The sequence below is a fragment of the Achromobacter sp. KK8 genome, from assembly GCF_054188005.1.
In genome coordinates this window covers 2,864,043-2,879,713 of record NZ_CM135178.1, presented here as the reverse complement: position 1 = coordinate 2,879,713, position 15,671 = coordinate 2,864,043, and the positions used below count along the sequence as shown (strand labels likewise).

Genomic DNA, 15,671 nt, shown 5'->3' with positions numbered 1-15,671 from the left:
ATTCACCCTTGTATTTGAATACATAGCCGCATTAGAATCCATCCCGTATCGGATTGCCAAGGCGCCGCGCCGGCCTGTAACGGCCGGCCGCCCCGCGTCCTGTTCCCCCCTCCTGCCCGCGTCGCGAGGTGTTTCGTGAATTCTCCAGGTTCTTGCGCGCCCGTCGTCGCGCGCAATCCCGCCGCCCGTGTCGCGGCGCTTTCCCGCTCTCCCCTGCGCCGCCCCTGGCCGGCGCTGGCCCTGGCGCTGACGCTGGCGCTGGCCGGCTGCGGCAGCAAGGAGGCCGAGGCGCCCGCGCCGCGCCCGGTGGTGGCCATGCCGGCCAAGGCCGACGCCGCGCTGCCGGCCTGGACCCTGCCCGGCGAAGTGCAGGCCCGCTACAGCACGCCGCTGTCGTTCCGGGTGGGTGGCAAGATCATTGAACGCAAGGTGCGCCTGGGCGATACGGTCAAGCCCGGCCAGGTGGTCGCCCGGCTCGACCCCGCCGACGCCACCAAGAACGCCGCCGCCGCCCGCGCCCAGCTGTCGGCCGCGCAGCACCAGCTCGACTACGCCAAGCAGCAGCTGGACCGCGACCGCGCCCAGGCCCGCGAAAACCTGATCGCCGCCAACCAGCTCGAGCAGACCCGCAACGCCTACGCCTCGGCGCTGGCGCAACGCGACCAGGCGGCGCAACAGGCCGCCCTGTCGGCGGATCAGCTCAACTACACCACCCTGGTGGCCGACCACGCCGGCGTCATCACCGCTGAACAGGCCGACACCGGGCAGAACGTGACGGCCGGCCAGGCGGTCTACAACCTGGCCTGGTCGGGCGACGTCGACGCGCTGTGCGACGTGCCCGAAAGCGTGTTGGCGGGCCTGGCCATCGGCCAGCGCGCCACCGTCACGCTGGCGCCCCTGCCCGGCCAGACCTTCAGCGCCGTGCTGCGCGAGATCGCGCCGGCGGCCGATCCGCAGAGCCGCACCTATCGCGCCAAGCTGACGCTGGAGTCGCCCTCGCCCGAGGTGCGGCTGGGCATGACCGCCAACATCAGCTTCGACAACCGCCAGGCCAACGGCGCCACTACCTACACGGTGCCGGCGACGGCGCTGTTCCATGACGGCACCGAGCCCGCCGTCTGGATCGTCAAGCCGCAGGAAGACACGCTGGAGCTGCGCCGCGTGCAGGTGCTGCGCTACGACGCGCGCAGCGTCACCCTGTCGCAGGGCGTGCAGGCCGGCGAGCGCGTGGTGTGGCAAGGCGTGCACGCCGTGTCGGCCGGCGAAAAGGTCCGCGCGGTGCCGCCGCTGCACCCCGAGGACTTCGCATCATGAGCGCGCCGGTTCCCGAGAATCAGAACGCCGCGCACCGCCACGAGGAAGGCAAGTTCAACCTGTCGGCCTGGGCCCTGCGGCACCAGCCGCTGGTGATCTTCCTGATCACGCTGGTGACGCTGTTCGGCGTGCTGTCGTATTCGCGCCTGGCGCAGTCCGAAGACCCGCCCTTCACGTTCCGCGTGATGGTCATCAAGACCCTGTGGCCCGGCGCCACCTCGCAACAGGTACAGGAGCAGGTCACCGACCGCATCGCCAAGAAGCTGCAGGAAACGCCGTCCACCGACTTCCTGCGCAGCTACTCGCGCCCCGGCGAATCGCTGATCTTCTTCACCATGAAGGACTCGGCGCCGGCCAGCGAGGTGGCCAACGAGTGGTACCAGGTGCGCAAGAAAGTCGGCGACATCGGCGCGACCTTGCCGCAAGGCGTGCAGGGGCCGTTCTTCAATGACGAGTTCGGCGACGTCTACACCAACATCTACACCCTGGCCGGCGACGGCTTCTCGCCGGCGCAGCTGCGCGACTACGCCGACAATCTGCGCACGGTGCTGCTGCGGGTGCCGGGCGTGGCCAAGGTCGACTACTTCGGCGAACAGCCCGAGCACGTCTATATCGAGATCAGCAACACGCAGCTGACTCGGCTGGGCGTGTCGCCGCAGCAGATCGCCGAGGCCATCAACAGCCAGAACGCGGTGGCCAGCGCCGGCACCCTGACCACGGCCGACGATCGCGTGTTCGTGCGTCCCAGCGGCCAGTTCCAGGACACCCGGGCGCTGGCCGAGACGCTGATCCGCGTCAACGGCAAGTCGATCCGGCTGGGCGATATCGCCACCATCCACCGCGGCTACGACGATCCCCCGGCCGAGCAGATGCGCACGCGCGGCGAGCCGGTGCTGGGCATCGGCATCACCATGCAGCCGGGCCAGGACGTGGTGCACCTGGGCAAGGCCCTGGAGGCCAAGTTCGGCGAGCTCAAGGCGCGCCTGCCCGCCGGCCTGACGCTGACCGAGGTGTCGAGCATGCCCAAGGCGGTGTCGTTCTCGGTGGACGAATTCCTGCGCTCGGTGGCCGAGGCCGTGGCCATCGTGCTGATCGTGAGCCTGGTTTCGCTGGGGCTGCGCACCGGCATGGTGGTGGTGATCTCTATCCCGGTGGTGCTGGCGGTGACCGCGCTGTTCATGGACATGTTCGGCATCGGCCTGCACAAGGTCTCGCTGGGCACGCTGGTGCTGGCGCTGGGCCTGCTGGTGGACGACGCCATCATCGCGGTCGAGATGATGGCGGTGAAACTGGAACAGGGCTGGAGTCGCGCGCGCGCCGCCGCCTTCGCCTACACCAGCACCGCTTTCCCGATGCTGACCGGCACGCTGGTGACGGTGGCCGGCTTCCTGCCGATCGCGCTGGCCAAGTCCAGCACCGGCGAATACACCCGCTCGATCTTCCAGGTGTCGGCGATCGCCCTGATCACCTCTTGGTTCGCCGCGGTGGTGCTGATCCCGCTGCTGGGCTACCGCATGCTGCCCGAGCGCAAGCGCGAGGCGCACCTGCCCGACGACCACGAGCACGACATCTACAACACCCGCTTCTACCAGCGCCTGCGCGGCTGGGTGGCGTGGTGCGTGGACCGGCGCTGGCGCGTGCTGCTGGCAACGGTGCTGGTGTTCATCCTGTCGATGGCTGGCTTCGGCCTGGTGCCGCAGCAATTCTTCCCCAGCTCGGACCGCACCGAGCTGCTGGTCGACGTGCGCCTGCAGGAAGGCGCCTCGTTCGAGGCCACGCTGCGCCAGGTCGAGCGGCTTGAAAAGACACTGGACGGCCGGCCCGAGATCGCCCATTCGGTGAGCTTCGTCGGCACCGGCGCGCCGCGCTTCTACCTGCCGCTGGACCAGCAGCTGGCCACGCCCAACTTCGCCCAGATCGTCATCACCGCCAATTCGGTGGAAGACCGCGAGAAGCTGGCGCACTGGCTCGAGCCGGTGCTGCGCGAGCAGTTCCCGGCGATCCGCAGCCGCCTGTCGCGGCTGGAGAACGGCCCGCCGGTGGGCTTCCAGGTGCAGTTCCGCGTGAGCGGCGACAAGATCCCCGAGGTGCGCCAGGTGGCCGAGAAGGTGGCCGCCGAAGTGCGCGCCGACAGCCGCTCTGTCAACGTGCAGTTCGACTGGGACGAACCGTCCGAGCGCTCGGTGCGCTTCGACATCGACCAGCAGAAGGCGCGCGAAGTCGGCGTAAGCTCCAACGACATCTCCAGCTTCCTGGCGATGACGCTGTCGGGCTACACCGTGACGCAATACCGCGAGCGCGACAAGCTGATCAACGTCAGCCTGCGCGCGCCCGACAGCGAGCGCATCGACCCGGGCCGCCTGGCCACGCTCGCCATGCCCACGCCCAACGGCCCGGTGCCGCTGGGCAGCCTGGGCCAGGTGCGCTACGGTTTGGAATACGGCGTGATCTGGGAACGCGACCGCCAGCCCACCATCACCGTGCAGGCCGACGTCACGGCTGGCGCCCAGGGCATCGACGTCACCCATGCCATCGACCGCAAGCTGGACGCGCTGCGCGCCGAACTGCCGGTCGGCTATCGCATCGAGGTCGGCGGCCCGGTCGAGGAAAGCGCCAAGGGCCAGTCGTCCATCAACGCGCAGATGCCCATCATGGTCGTGGCGGTGCTGACGCTGCTGATGGTGCAGTTGCAGAGCTTTGCCCGCGTGCTGATGGTGGTGCTGACGGCGCCGCTCGGCCTGATCGGCGTGGTGGCCGCGCTGCTGCTGTTCGGCAAGCCGTTCGGTTTCGTCGCCATGCTGGGCGTGATCGCGATGTTCGGCATCATCATGCGCAACTCGGTGATCCTGGTCGACCAGATCGAACAGGACATCAGCGCCGGGCACAAACGTGTCGACGCCATCGTCGGCGCCACGGTGCGGCGCTTCCGCCCCATCACCCTGACGGCCGCGGCCGCGGTGCTGGCGCTGATCCCGCTGCTGCGCAGCAACTTCTTCGGTCCCATGGCCACCGCGCTGATGGGCGGCATCACCAGCGCCACGGTGCTGACGCTGTTCTTCCTGCCCGCGCTGTACGCGGCCTGGTTCCGCGTGCGCCACGACGAGCGCGAAGAGCCCGAAGGCGTGCCGCCCGGCGCCCACGCCGGCGACAACGTAGAACGAGGAGCCTGACGATGTCCCTCCGTCTCCCGACCCCGGCCTGGCGCCTGGCCACCCTGCCGCTGTTGCTGGCGCTGGGCGCCTGCGCCTTCGCCCCCGATAGCAAGCCGCCGGCGATGGCGCAGCCGGCGCAATACGGCGTCGAAGCGCTGCCCGCCGCCGGCGCGCCGGCACAGGGCGTGGCGCAGCGTTATGCGCGCGAAGGCCGTCCGGTGCCTGAATGGTGGAAACGCTTTGGTTCGGACGCGCTCAACGCCATGGTGGAGGAAGGCCTGGCCAACAGCCCCGACCTGGCCGCGGCCGAGCGCAATCTGGCCGGCGCGCGCGAACAGTTGCGCGGACAGGTCAATTCGTCGCTGCTGCCATCAGTGGATGCCGGCGCCGACGTTTCGCGCAAGCGCGCGCTGACCATGCCGAACCTGCCGCAACCCACGGCGCTCTACAACGTCTTCACCGGCCAGGTCCAGGCCAAGTACGACCTCGACCTGTTCGGCGCGGCGCGCTTCGAGAACGTGTCGCGCGCGGCCCAGGTGGAACAGCAGGCCTATCAGCTCGAATCGGCGCGCCGTTCCCTGGCCGGCAACATCGTCACCGGCGCCATCACCTCGGCGTCGCTGGCCGAGCGGGTGGCGTTGACCGAAAAGCAGGTGGTGCTGGCGCGCCAGGTGGCGCGCGACACCCAGCGCCGGTACGAACTGGGCTCGGCCTCGCAGAACGACGCGCTGCAGGCCGACCAGGACGCCGCCACGCTGGAAGCCTCGCTGCCGGGCCTGCGCGCGCAATGGCAGGCCACGCGCCACGCGCTGGCGGTGCTGATGGGCCGCAGCCCCGACCAGGCGCCGCCCGACCTGGCCTTCGCCATGATCGCCGTGCCCGAGGAGGTGCCGGTGCTGGTGCCGTCCGAACTGCTGGCGGCGCGGCCCGACATCCACGTCGCCGAGGCCGTGCTGCGCGCGGCGGCAGCCGACGTCGGCGTGGCCACGGCGCAGTTGTTCCCCAGCCTGTCGCTGTCGGCATCGATGGGCAAGGGCGGCTTCAGCTGGCCCACGGCGCTGTCGGGCGCGGGGTCGATCTGGGCAATCGGCGCGTCGCTGACGCAGCCGATCTTCCACGGCGGCGCGCTGCTGGCCGAACGCAGCGCCGCCAAGGAGCGCTATGAGGCGGCGGTGCTGCAATACAAGCAGACCGTGCTGACCGCCTTCCGCGACGTGGCCGACACCCTGGCGCAACTGGAGGCGGACGGTCAGGCGCTGGCCTCGGCCGAGGCGTCGCGCCGGGCCGCGGAGCAGTCGCACCGCAACACCGCCAACCGCGTGCGCCTGGGCGCGCTGGCGCCCTACACCGCGTACGCCAGCGAACAGCACTACGTCGCGGCGCGGGTGCGGGAAGTGGAATACGCCAATGCCCGCCTGACCGAGACGGCGGCGCTGTTCCAGGCGATGGGTTCGCCGGTGCGCGCGCCACAGGCGTCGGCGCAACGGGCCACCGACGATGCGGCGGCCAGTCCGCAAGCGCCTCAGCAGCAGCAGCAGCAGCAGCAGCAGCAGCAGCAGCAGCAGCAGTGACCGCTACGCCGCGCTGCCCGCGCGGCGCCCACGGCCCCCCGCCGCCTACGGCGCGGGGGCCTGTTCCTTGATGCGGGTTGCCAGCGCCAGGGACTCGATGCGCCGCGCCGCCGCCTGCAGCAGCGCCGTGGTCTTGTCCTGCGCGATGGTGTTGAGCCGGGTCGCCAGGAAGGTCACGGTCAGCGCGCCGAAGACCCGCCGGTCTTCCTGGAACACCGGCACCGCGATGCCGGCGCGTTCCGGCGAAATCTCGCCCACCCCCAGATACGCCCCCCGCACCCGGATCTCGTCCAGGTGGCGGATGAACTCGGCCTGCGTCGCGCCCAGGCCCGCGGCCTCGACGTCGGCGGCATGCCCTTCGTAGAGTTTGCGCTGGTCCTTGCGCGGCAGGAACGCGAGGATGGTCTTGGCGGTGGCGCCCCGAAACAGCGGGTGGGCGCGGCCGCGGCCGTGCGGGATGCCGAGCGCGTCGGGACCGCGCTCGTGGTGGATGTTGAGGATCCGCAGGCCGTGGATGACGCTGAGCAGCACGTCCCCGCCGACCTGGTCCACGACCTCTCGCATGATCGGACGGGCCACGCCCAGCACCGGATCGCCGTCGATGATGAGATGGTCCAGCTCGATGATGCGCGGTCCCAGCTTGTAGCCGCCGCCCGTCATGCGCAGCAGGTAGCCCAGGTCCGACAGGTCGCGGATGTAGCGGTAACCGGTGGGCGCTGAATAGGACAGCTTGGAGATGATCTCTTCGGCCGTCAGCACCGGCGTGGCCAGGCTGAAGAGGTCGAGGATCGCGAGGGCGCGCTTCAGGGTGGACATGGAATCGGCGGACATCGGGCGAGGCGGAATCGGCGCAGCGTATCACAGCGATCCCGGAACCCTAAGGCGCCATAACCCCCTGCTATCAGCCCATGCGAGGCACTTGGATCCATACTATCAACTTCTGTATTTTTATCATTTATAGATAAAAACTAATTGGCTAAGATTGTTTTTTATCGAATAATGATACTAAAGCAGCAGACCAGCGGACAGCGAAAAGTCCGCGGCCCGCCTCGCCCGGCATGCACATCCAAGGGGAAATCGCATGAAGCAGTCCAGCAGCAGGCCCGGCGGCATCAACCGCCGGCAATTCATGGCGGCGTCGGCCGCCTCGTTGGCGGGCGCCGCGTTCGCCCGTCCCGGCCTGGCCCGCGCGGCCGGCTACCCGTCGGAACACCCGATCCAGTTCATCGTGCCGTTCCCGGCGGGCGGCGGCACCGACCTGGTGGCGCGGCCGCTGGCCCAGGGCATCGGCGAAGCGCTCAAGCAGAGCGTGGTGGTGATCAACAAGGGCGGCGCGGCCGGCATCATCGGCACCCAGCAGGCGGCGCGTTCGGCGCCTGACGGCTACACCGTCGCGCTCGGCTCCACCGGCACCCACACCGTGAACCAGAGCCTGTACGAGAACATCGCGTACGACCCCATCAAGGACTTCGAGCCGGTCTCGATGGTCTGCTACTACAACAACGTGCTGGTGGTGCATCCGTCGTTCCCGGCCAGGACCCTGCAGGAGTTCGTCGCCCTCATCAAGGCCAACCCCGGCAAGTACTTCTACGGCATCACGCAGAACGGCAGCTCGGCGCACCTGGCGATGGAACTGCTCAAGGCCACGGCCGGTCTCGACCTGCCCGGCGTGCCCTACAAGGGCGCGGCGGCGGCGGTCAACGATTTCCTGGGCGGCCAGTTCCCGGTGCTGATGGACGTGGTGATCAACCAGCAGCAATTCATCCAGGGCGGCAAATCACGTCCGCTGGCGGTGACGTCCGCCGCGCGTTCGCCTGCCCTGCCCGACGTGCCGACGGTGGCCGAGTCCGGCTATCCGGGCTATCAGGCGATCGGCTGGAACGGCGTGTTCGTGCCCGCCGGCACGCCGCCGGCCATCGTCCAGACGCTCAACGGCGCGGTGCAGAGCGCGCTCAAGCAACCCGCCCTGGCGCAGCTGACGCAGAACGGGCTGGAACTGCACGGCGGCACGCCGGAAGAACTGCGCCGTTTCGTCGCCACCGAAAGCGAGAAATGGCGCACCCTGATCAAGAACGCCAATATCAAGGCCACCTGATGCAAGCCATTCCCTATGGCGTCCCGCTGGACGCCGCCGCCAATCCCTGGCTGGCGCTCGACCATGAACTGCGCGCCGAGGGCCGGCGCGCGCCATCGGCCCCGCCGGTGCGCGCCGTGGTTTGCGTGACCGTGCACGTCGACGGCCCCGCCGTCGAGGTCGGCCGCAAGCAGTTTCCCAGCGGGGGCATCCATACCGCCGGCCGCTACGCCATCCGCCGCGGCGTGCCGCGCCACCTGGAGATCCTGGCGCGCCACGCCATGCCGGCGACCTTCTTCGCCTGCGGCTACGACGTCGAGCATTACCCGGACACCTTCCGCGCCATCCTGGCCGCCGGCCACGAGATCGCCGCCCACGGCTACCTGCACGAAGCCTGGGACCTTGGCGAGGACGAGCCCGCGTTGCTGGAGAAGACCCACAGCCTGATCCAGCAGCGGCTGGGCGTGACGCCGGTGGGCTGGTGTTCGCCGTCGGGCCGCAAGAGCCACCGCACCCTGCCCACGCTAAGGCGGCTCGGCTACCGCTATGACGCCAGCGAAAAGGACCGCGACCGCCCCTACCTGCCGGCCGACGGCGACGACGACTTCGTCATGCTGCCGAACAACACGGTGTCGCTGGACGACTATCCGTTCTATTTCACCGGCCACAGCCTGGCCGCCGAGGCCTGCGACAACTGGATCGAGGAATTCGAGGCGCTGCGCCAGGCCGAGGGCTACATCCACCTGACGGTGCACCCGAAGGCCGCCGGCGGCTCCGGCACGCCAGCGCGCGCCGCCGCCATGGACCGCTTCCTGGCCTACGTCGGCGCCCAGCCGGACGTGCACTGCATGACGCTGGATGCGCTGGCCCGCCACTGCCTGGCCCACCCCGACGCCTGGAGAACCGCATGATGGCCACCAAAACCGTACTGGTCACCCTCAACGTGCAGGGGGTCGGCCCCGAAGCCGCCACCCGCCCGGAACACGAACTGCACGGCCGCGACGGTCACGGCCGCTACGCCTATGGCGGTGGTCTGGCACGGGTGCTGGACATGCTGCGGCGCCAGCAGATCCGCGCCACCCTGTTCTGGCCGGCCTTCGAGGCCGAACGCTGCCGCGACCTGCTGGAACAGAGCCTGCGCGACGGCCATGAGGCCGCCTCGCAGGGCAACGCCTTCGAAGACCTGGCCACGCTGGGCGAGCGCGAGGCCGACGTGCTGCAACGCGGCCGCGACCGCCTGACTGCGCTGACGGGCCAGGCGCCGCAGGGCTTTCGCTGGACCGGCGGCGGCTTCAGCCCGCGCACCCTGCCGCTGCTGCGCGAGCTGGGCTACCGCTATGACAGCAGCGCCATCGACGACGACGCGCCCTACGCGCTGGACGCCGACGGCGCGCCGGGCATGGTCGAACTGCCCTGGAGCGAAGGCCTGTGCGACGCCAGCCATTTCAGCCGCCGCGTCACCCAGGACCGCGCCTATGCGCACCTGGCTGAACAGGGCGAAGCCCTGCTCGCCGCCGAGGGCTACGCCTGCCTGACGCTGCACCCGCGCGCCGACAACGGCGTGGGACGCGCCGCGCGGCTGCAGATGGTCGAGCGGCTGCTCGACCGCTTGCGCGTCGCCGGCGCCGGCTTTGCGCGCTGCGGCGATCTGGCGCGCGAACACGCGGCGGGCCCCTGACGATGCTGCGCGCCCCTGCCGACACGGCCTGTCCGCCCGCCCGGCGGGCGGCACCCCCGCAATGTGGCGGCGGTTTGCGCTCACGTCGTGCCAGCGCTTCATCCTCGGGCAAACCCTCGGTAATATTGGCGCCAAAATAAGCTAATATTTTTGCAACATTCTCCCCTTCCCTGACCTCACGGCGCCTCGCGCCGCTATCCGTCCATGACCCAGATCACCCAATTCCCGTTCGTATCGGTCTCCGGTACTCCCGAGGCCCGCGGCCGCGCCTATGGCCAGCAGGCCGCCGACCGCGTGCGCAAGAGCGCCGCCATGTACGGCCAGACGCTGGTCGACCTGGGTTACGACGCCATGGCGCGCAGCCGCCTGATCGAGAGCTTCGCGCGCGAGATCGAGAACTTCGCGCCGCACTACCTCGAGGAAATGCGCGGCATCGCCGCCGGCGCCGACGTGCCGTTCGAAGACATCGTGATGGTCAACGCCCGCACCGAAGTCATCGCCAAGGCCCGCGCCGAAAAGAAGAAGGCCGCCGAACTCGAACCCGGTGACGGCTGCACCGGCGCCCTGATCCTGCCGACCCGCTCGGCCAACGGCCGCCTGATCCACGGCCAGAACTGGGACTGGCGCGCCGAATGCGCCGAAACCGCCATCGTGCTGCGCGTGCGCAACGACAACGGTCCCGACATCCTGACCTTCGTCGAAGCCGGCGGCCTGGCCCGCAGCGGCCTGAACAGCGCCGGCGTGTCGATCACCGCCAACTACCTGGAATCCGACCGCGACTTCCGGCAGTTGGGCGTGCCGCTGTCGCTGATCCGCCGCAAGGTGCTGGAACAGGAGCACTTCGCGCTGGCCATCAAGGCCGTCAGCACCACCCCGAAGTCGTGCTCGAACAACATCATGATCGGCATGGCCGCGGGCTTCGGCGTGGACTACGAATGCACCACCGATGAAGCCTTCCCGATCTACCCGGGCGCCGATGACCTGATCGTGCACGCTAACCATTGGGTCAGCGAAGTCGCCCTGGGCAAGCTGCGCGACACCGGCCGCGCCAGCACTCCGGAAAGCGCCTACCGCGACTGGCGCGTACGCCGCCTGCTGAACGAAAAGGACAAGCTGACGCGCGCGGACCTCAAGCGCGCGCTGTTCGACGACTTCGGCACGCCCTACTCGGTCTGCCGCCCGCCGCGCCCCGGCAGCCACGACAACCTGTCGGCCACGGTGGCCATGGTCGTCATGGAGCCGGCCGCCGGCCTGATGGAAGTGGCGCCGCTGCCGGCGCTGAATCGCACCTTCACCCGCTACAGCCTGGACGCCGAGCCGGAACTGCTGGCCGCGGCCTGAACGCTCCCGGCCCCTTGAACCGTTGGCGGCGGCCGGCCTGCCCGGCCGCCCATGCAACCCGTGGAAACGCATCGATGAAAACCAAACTCCTGAATACCGCGGTTGCCCTGGCGCTGGGCGCGCTGGCCGGGACCGCCTGCGCCCAGGCGCCGGCGCCGCTGCGCATCTCGTTCACCGCCGACATCCGCTCGACCGAGCCGGGCGTGAACCGCGACAGCAACAGCGACGCGGTGGTGCTGCACATCGTCGAGGGCCTTGTGGCCTACGGCGAGGATGCCGAAGTGCGCCCGCTGCTGGCCGAATCCATCGACATCAGCCCCGACGGCAAGACCTACACCTTCAAGCTGCGCCAGGGCGTCAAGTTCCACAACGGCGCGCCGCTGACCTCCGCCGACGTGCTCTGGACCTGGCGGCACTACACCGCCGCCAACTCCGGCTGGCGCTGCGCCAGCGAATTCGATGGCCGCGGCACCGTCAAGGTCACCGGCGTCGAGGCGCCCGACGCCCAGACCGTGGTCTATCACCTGGAAAAACCCAGCAGCCTGTTCCTGGCCTCGCTGGCGCGCGCCGACTGCGGCGGCACCGGCATCCTGCAGCAAGCCTCGGTCAAGGCCGACGGCACCTGGGACAAGCCCATCGGCACCGGCCCCTTCGCCTTCGCCGAATGGAAGCGCGGCGAATACGTGCGCCTGACCCGGTTCGCCGACTACGCCAACCGCGACGGCAAGCGCGACGGCTACACCGGTTCCAAGCGCCCCCTGGTCGATGAAGTGCGCTTCGTCATCGTGCCCGACGACTCCACCGCCAAGGCCGCCCTGCAACGCGGCAACATCGACATCATCGAGGACGTCTCCAACAACGACGTGCCGGTGCTGCAAGGCACCCCCAACGTCAAGGTCGCCTACGCGCCCGTCATGAGCATGACCGCGTTGCTGCTGCAGACCCGGGACCCGCTGCTGTCCAATCCCAAGCTGCGCCAGGCCCTGGCCCACGCCATCGACTACGACCAGTTGGCCGCCGCCGTCACCGAAGGCCTGGCCAAGCCCAACAACTCCATCGTCCCGCTGGTCTCGCCGTACAACGATGCGACGCAGAAGGAAGGCTGGAAATACGACCCCGCGCTGTCCCAGAAGCTGCTCAAGGAAGCCGGCTACAAGGGCCAGGAGATCGAACTGATCACCACCAAGCGCTATCCCCAGTCGTACAACTCCGCCGTCATCATCCAGGCCATGCTGCAGGCCGTCGGCATCAACGCCAAGCTGTCCGTGTCCGAATGGGCCACCCAGCTCGACCGCTACAACGCCGGCACCTACCAGATGATGACCTTCCCGTACTCCGCCCGCCTGGACGCGGCGCTGAACTACGAAATGGTCACCGGCGACAAGGCCAGGCAACCGCGCAAGGTCTGGGACAACCCCGACGCCCAGAAGCTCCTGGACGCCGCCTCGGTCGACACCGACCACGCCAAGCGCCAAGCCGCCTTCGACCAGCTGCACAAGCTGTTCCTGGCCGACGTCCCCAGCATCCCGCTCTACAACGGCCTGGACATCGGCGCCTTCCGCAGCGATATCAAGGGCTACACCCCCTGGGCCGTCAAGAAGCCGCGCGCCTGGGAAGTGGAACGCGTCGCGAAGTAACCCGCCACGTCGACGCAAGAACGAAGAGGCCGCGAAAGCGGCCTCTTTGCATTGCACGCATGATGGAAGACAGCGGCAGCCATCACCTCCTCCCCGCACGCAGCGCCAACGCCAACCGCAAGACACCACGTAAGCTCAAAAAGGCCGCCCGCGCGGCCGGCTTTGAGCGGGCCCCGCAAGACCCTCCCCCCACACACCGTTGCAGCCAGGAACCCCAAGCAAAAAAAACCGCCCCGGCAGCCGTCAAGTTTCAACGGTGGAGTCCGGGGCGGCGTTGGCCTGGCGTGCGCGGGGCGTGTAGATGCGCCCGAGGGAAACCGAAGGCAGCCGCCGCAGGCGGCAACGAGGTTGACGCAGGGGCAGTCCGGAGCGAAGGCTCCGGACCGCAATCGTAGCCCCGCGCACGCCAGGCCAACGCCGCCCCGGACGGCCCCATAAACAAGACCGCCCCATACAAAACACCTACTTACTTGCCTACAACCTTGGTCTCCCAAGCCCGCGGCTTCCCCTCCCAAACCGAAAACCCCTGCACCCGCTTGTTGGTAGCCCAGGCATCCGCCCCGTTATAAAGCACCAGAAGAGGCGTCTGCTCCAGCATCAACGCATGCAGCTGGTCAAACAGCTTCTGCCGCTTGTCCGGATCCGACTCCAGGAAACTCTCGTCGATCAGCTTCTGCGCCGCCGGATCATCCCAGACCTTGCGCGGCTGCTTGCTCTTGTCGCCCGCGAACTGCTCGAAGCTCAGCGCCGGATCGATGCGCGACGAGAACGTGAACGAACTGATCTGGTACTTGCCCGTGTTGTAGCGGTCCAGCTGCGTGGCCCATTCCAGCACCTCGATCTTGGCATTGATGCCCACTGCCTGCATCATCGCCTGCGCGATCACCGCCACCTGATAGCTCGGCACGTGCGCGCGCTTGTTGGCGTAGATCACGATCGGCTCGCCCTTGTAGCCCGCTTCCTTGAGCAACTGCTGCGCGCGCGCCGGATCGTATTTGTAGGTGCGCTTCTCGGCTTCCTGGTAATAGGCCGAGCCGGCATACACCGCCGAATTGTTCAGCTGCCCCAGGCCCTCGGAAGCCGCCGCCACCACCTGCGGAATGTCCAGCGCCGCCGCGATCGCCTGGCGCAGCTTGACGTTCTTGAGCACCGGATCCTGCGTCTGGAACAGCAGCGTGTGCTTGGTCGCGTCGTGCGGGCTCATCACCGACACCGCCGCATTGTTCTTCAGCTCGGCCACGTCGGTAATGGTGATCTGGCTGGCGTCGATCGCGCCCGACACCAGGCCGGCCTTGGCCGTCGATGGGTCCGGCACCACCAGGAAGCGCACCTCGTCGGCCAGCGGGCGCTTGGCGCCGACGTAGCCGTCCGGCTTGTCGCCGGCGCCGGGCGACACGTAATCCTTGAACGCCGTCAACAACACGTACTCGCCGCGCTTCCATTCCTTGAACTGGTACGGACCGGTGCCGACCGGCTGCTTCCACGAGCCATCGGCGTTGACCGAATCCTTGCTCAAGATAGCCGTCATGCCGCAATCGGTGCGCGCGAGCGAATCCAGGAACACCGCCGACTTGCGGTCGATCTTCATGACCACCGTCTGCGCGTCCGGCGCCGACACGTCCGTCACCTTCAGTCCGTTGCGGCCGTCGAAGTCGCTGCGGCAGCGCCAGTCCGTCTTCGGATCCATGTAGCGCTGCCAGCTCCACAGCACGTCGGCCGACGTCAACGGCGCGCCGTTGTGGAACTTGACGCCGTCGCGCAACTTGAAGGTGTAAGTCAGGCCGTCTTCGGACAGGTCGACCGACTTGGCCAGCAGCGGCGCCACCGTGCCATTCTCCCGGTAGCCAACCAGGCCCTCCACCATGTTCAGCACCACGCCGTCGGTGGTGTTGTCGCGGTTCACGCCCGGATTGGTCGAGCGGATGTCGGCCGGCTGGGCAATGGTCAGGGTAGCGGCCTGGGCCGCGCCCGCGGCGGCCAGGGCCAGGCTGAGCGCGAGCGCGCGGGAAACAGGATGGTGGTGCATTGCAGGAACTCCCCCGGGGGCATGCGACGCCGGATTCATAACTATATTGGCGCCAAAAATAGCTACCCATTATGAAGGCTTGTGGCGGTCGCGGTATCCGGGGTATCCCTGAAAGCGGCCCGGAAACGAGCGCGGCGGCCTCCTTTGCAGGAAGGCCGCCGCGCGTGCCGGGCGCTGTCGGGTCAGGAAATGTCCTGGCCGACGTGCTGGGCGATGATTTTCTGCAGGCGCTTGACGTCGCGCGCTTCCAGCGCCTCGACCATGTCGAAATGCTCGCGCGCCGAGATCTCGATGCGCGACCGCGTCACCCATTCCTTGGCCGGCGCCGCCGGGCCGCGCGCCCGGGTTTCCTGGATCAGGGCGGCCAGCTCACGGTTGGAACACATGTCGTACATGCCGGCATGGAAGGCCAGGTTGACCTCGTACTGTTCCAGCAGCGTGCCGTCCTGCAACAGCTTGGCGAAGCGCTCGGCCAGCGCGCGCAGGGCGCGCACCTTGGCGGCGGTGACGTTCGGCATGAGGTCCGCCGCCGCGCCGGTTTCCAGCAGCACCCGGATATCGCGGATCTGCAGGTGCTGGTCCGGGTCCATCGTATAGACGTGATAGCCCCGGTTGGGGATGTGCGCGATCAGCCGCTTGGCCGTCAATTGGTCGAGCGCCCGCCGCACGTCCAGGCGCTTGGCGCCGTAGCGTTCCTGCAGGTCGATCTGTTTCAGCCATGCGCCAGGGCCGTATACCCCCGATTGAATATCCAGGGCAATACGGTCAACCAGGCCCGGCTGTGTCGCCGCCGCTTTCGGCATGGACCACTCCCGTGAATCTAATCCAAACCGCGTATTTTATGCGTAAGTCCGCGCCGCAACGGTAAGCCCGCGCGG

Annotated in this window: 11 protein-coding genes; 8 read left to right on the top strand and 3 right to left on the bottom strand. The window is 68.6% G+C overall.

Going from position 1 to position 15,671, the window contains the following annotated elements; translation table 11 throughout:
- Nucleotides 1-135: 135 nt before the first annotated feature.
- From ACVN9Z_RS13350 to ACVN9Z_RS13340, 3 genes are read left to right on the top strand one after another with little or no spacing between them, the layout of a single operon-like run.
- Nucleotides 136-1,314, top strand: a complete 1,179-nt coding sequence (locus tag ACVN9Z_RS13350) for an efflux RND transporter periplasmic adaptor subunit (protein ID WP_396027263.1) — start codon at nucleotides 136-138, stop codon at nucleotides 1,312-1,314.
- Nucleotides 1,311-4,484, top strand: coding sequence for an efflux RND transporter permease subunit (locus tag ACVN9Z_RS13345; protein WP_024068061.1), 3,174 nt, complete (start codon nucleotides 1,311-1,313; stop codon nucleotides 4,482-4,484). Before ACVN9Z_RS13350 ends, ACVN9Z_RS13345 begins: the two co-directional genes overlap by 4 nt.
- Nucleotides 4,485-4,486: 2 nt before the next feature.
- Complete coding sequence (locus ACVN9Z_RS13340; protein WP_458213461.1) at nucleotides 4,487-6,037, top strand: efflux transporter outer membrane subunit; 1,551 nt, start codon at nucleotides 4,487-4,489, stop codon at nucleotides 6,035-6,037.
- Nucleotides 6,038-6,082: 45 nt separating this feature from the next.
- Here the strand turns inward: ACVN9Z_RS13340 and ACVN9Z_RS13335 are convergent, their stop codons facing one another.
- Nucleotides 6,083-6,853 (bottom strand): IclR family transcriptional regulator, encoded by a 771-nt coding sequence (locus ACVN9Z_RS13335; protein WP_065423603.1) that lies wholly within the window; start codon nucleotides 6,851-6,853, stop codon nucleotides 6,083-6,085.
- 265 nt (nucleotides 6,854-7,118) lie between these two features.
- Between ACVN9Z_RS13335 and ACVN9Z_RS13330 the strand changes: the two genes are divergently transcribed.
- From ACVN9Z_RS13330 to ACVN9Z_RS13310, 5 genes are all read left to right on the top strand, one after another.
- Nucleotides 7,119-8,132 (top strand): Bug family tripartite tricarboxylate transporter substrate binding protein, encoded by a 1,014-nt coding sequence (locus ACVN9Z_RS13330; RefSeq protein ID WP_054496711.1) that lies wholly within the window; start codon nucleotides 7,119-7,121, stop codon nucleotides 8,130-8,132.
- Nucleotides 8,132-9,022 (top strand): polysaccharide deacetylase family protein, encoded by an 891-nt coding sequence (locus tag ACVN9Z_RS13325; RefSeq protein ID WP_070781284.1) that lies wholly within the window; start codon nucleotides 8,132-8,134, stop codon nucleotides 9,020-9,022. The genes ACVN9Z_RS13330 and ACVN9Z_RS13325 overlap by 1 nt, the downstream gene beginning before the upstream one ends.
- Nucleotides 9,019-9,789 (top strand): polysaccharide deacetylase family protein, encoded by a 771-nt coding sequence (locus ACVN9Z_RS13320; protein ID WP_049050917.1) that lies wholly within the window; start codon nucleotides 9,019-9,021, stop codon nucleotides 9,787-9,789. The genes ACVN9Z_RS13325 and ACVN9Z_RS13320 overlap by 4 nt, the downstream gene beginning before the upstream one ends.
- Nucleotides 9,790-9,993: 204 nt before the next feature.
- Nucleotides 9,994-11,130 carry a C45 family autoproteolytic acyltransferase/hydolase gene (locus tag ACVN9Z_RS13315; RefSeq protein WP_006389185.1) on the top strand — a complete coding sequence of 379 codons (1,137 nt, stop codon included), beginning with the start codon at nucleotides 9,994-9,996 and terminating at the stop codon, nucleotides 11,128-11,130.
- Nucleotides 11,131-11,204: 74 nt separating this feature from the next.
- Nucleotides 11,205-12,767: an ABC transporter substrate-binding protein gene (locus ACVN9Z_RS13310; RefSeq protein ID WP_054443119.1), complete on the top strand. Its 1,563-nt coding sequence runs from the start codon at nucleotides 11,205-11,207 to the stop codon at nucleotides 12,765-12,767.
- A gap of 466 nt (nucleotides 12,768-13,233) precedes the next feature.
- Here the strand turns inward: ACVN9Z_RS13310 and ACVN9Z_RS13305 are convergent, their stop codons facing one another.
- Together ACVN9Z_RS13305 and ACVN9Z_RS13300 are read right to left on the bottom strand one after the other, a co-directional pair.
- Nucleotides 13,234-14,793: an ABC transporter substrate-binding protein gene (locus ACVN9Z_RS13305; RefSeq protein WP_458213460.1), complete on the bottom strand. Its 1,560-nt coding sequence runs from the start codon at nucleotides 14,791-14,793 to the stop codon at nucleotides 13,234-13,236.
- Between the two features lie 182 nt (nucleotides 14,794-14,975).
- Nucleotides 14,976-15,596, bottom strand: coding sequence for a GntR family transcriptional regulator (locus ACVN9Z_RS13300; RefSeq protein ID WP_006389182.1), 621 nt, complete (start codon nucleotides 15,594-15,596; stop codon nucleotides 14,976-14,978).
- Nucleotides 15,597-15,671 lie beyond the last annotated feature (75 nt).

Coding starts and splice junctions, on each gene's coding strand:
- ACVN9Z_RS13335 (WP_065423603.1), bottom strand. CDS start 6,853: ATGTCCACCCTGAAGCGCGCCCTCGCGATCCTCGACCTCTTCAGCCTG.
- ACVN9Z_RS13330 (WP_054496711.1), top strand. CDS start 7,119: ATGAAGCAGTCCAGCAGCAGGCCCGGCGGCATCAACCGCCGGCAATTC.
- ACVN9Z_RS13315 (WP_006389185.1), top strand. CDS start 9,994: ATGACCCAGATCACCCAATTCCCGTTCGTATCGGTCTCCGGTACTCCC.
- ACVN9Z_RS13300 (WP_006389182.1), bottom strand. CDS start 15,596: ATGCCGAAAGCGGCGGCGACACAGCCGGGCCTGGTTGACCGTATTGCC.
- ACVN9Z_RS13345 (WP_024068061.1), top strand. CDS start 1,311: ATGAGCGCGCCGGTTCCCGAGAATCAGAACGCCGCGCACCGCCACGAG.
- ACVN9Z_RS13305 (WP_458213460.1), bottom strand. CDS start 14,793: ATGCACCACCATCCTGTTTCCCGCGCGCTCGCGCTCAGCCTGGCCCTG.
- ACVN9Z_RS13340 (WP_458213461.1), top strand. CDS start 4,487: ATGTCCCTCCGTCTCCCGACCCCGGCCTGGCGCCTGGCCACCCTGCCG.
- ACVN9Z_RS13325 (WP_070781284.1), top strand. CDS start 8,132: ATGCAAGCCATTCCCTATGGCGTCCCGCTGGACGCCGCCGCCAATCCC.
- ACVN9Z_RS13310 (WP_054443119.1), top strand. CDS start 11,205: ATGAAAACCAAACTCCTGAATACCGCGGTTGCCCTGGCGCTGGGCGCG.
- ACVN9Z_RS13320 (WP_049050917.1), top strand. CDS start 9,019: ATGATGGCCACCAAAACCGTACTGGTCACCCTCAACGTGCAGGGGGTC.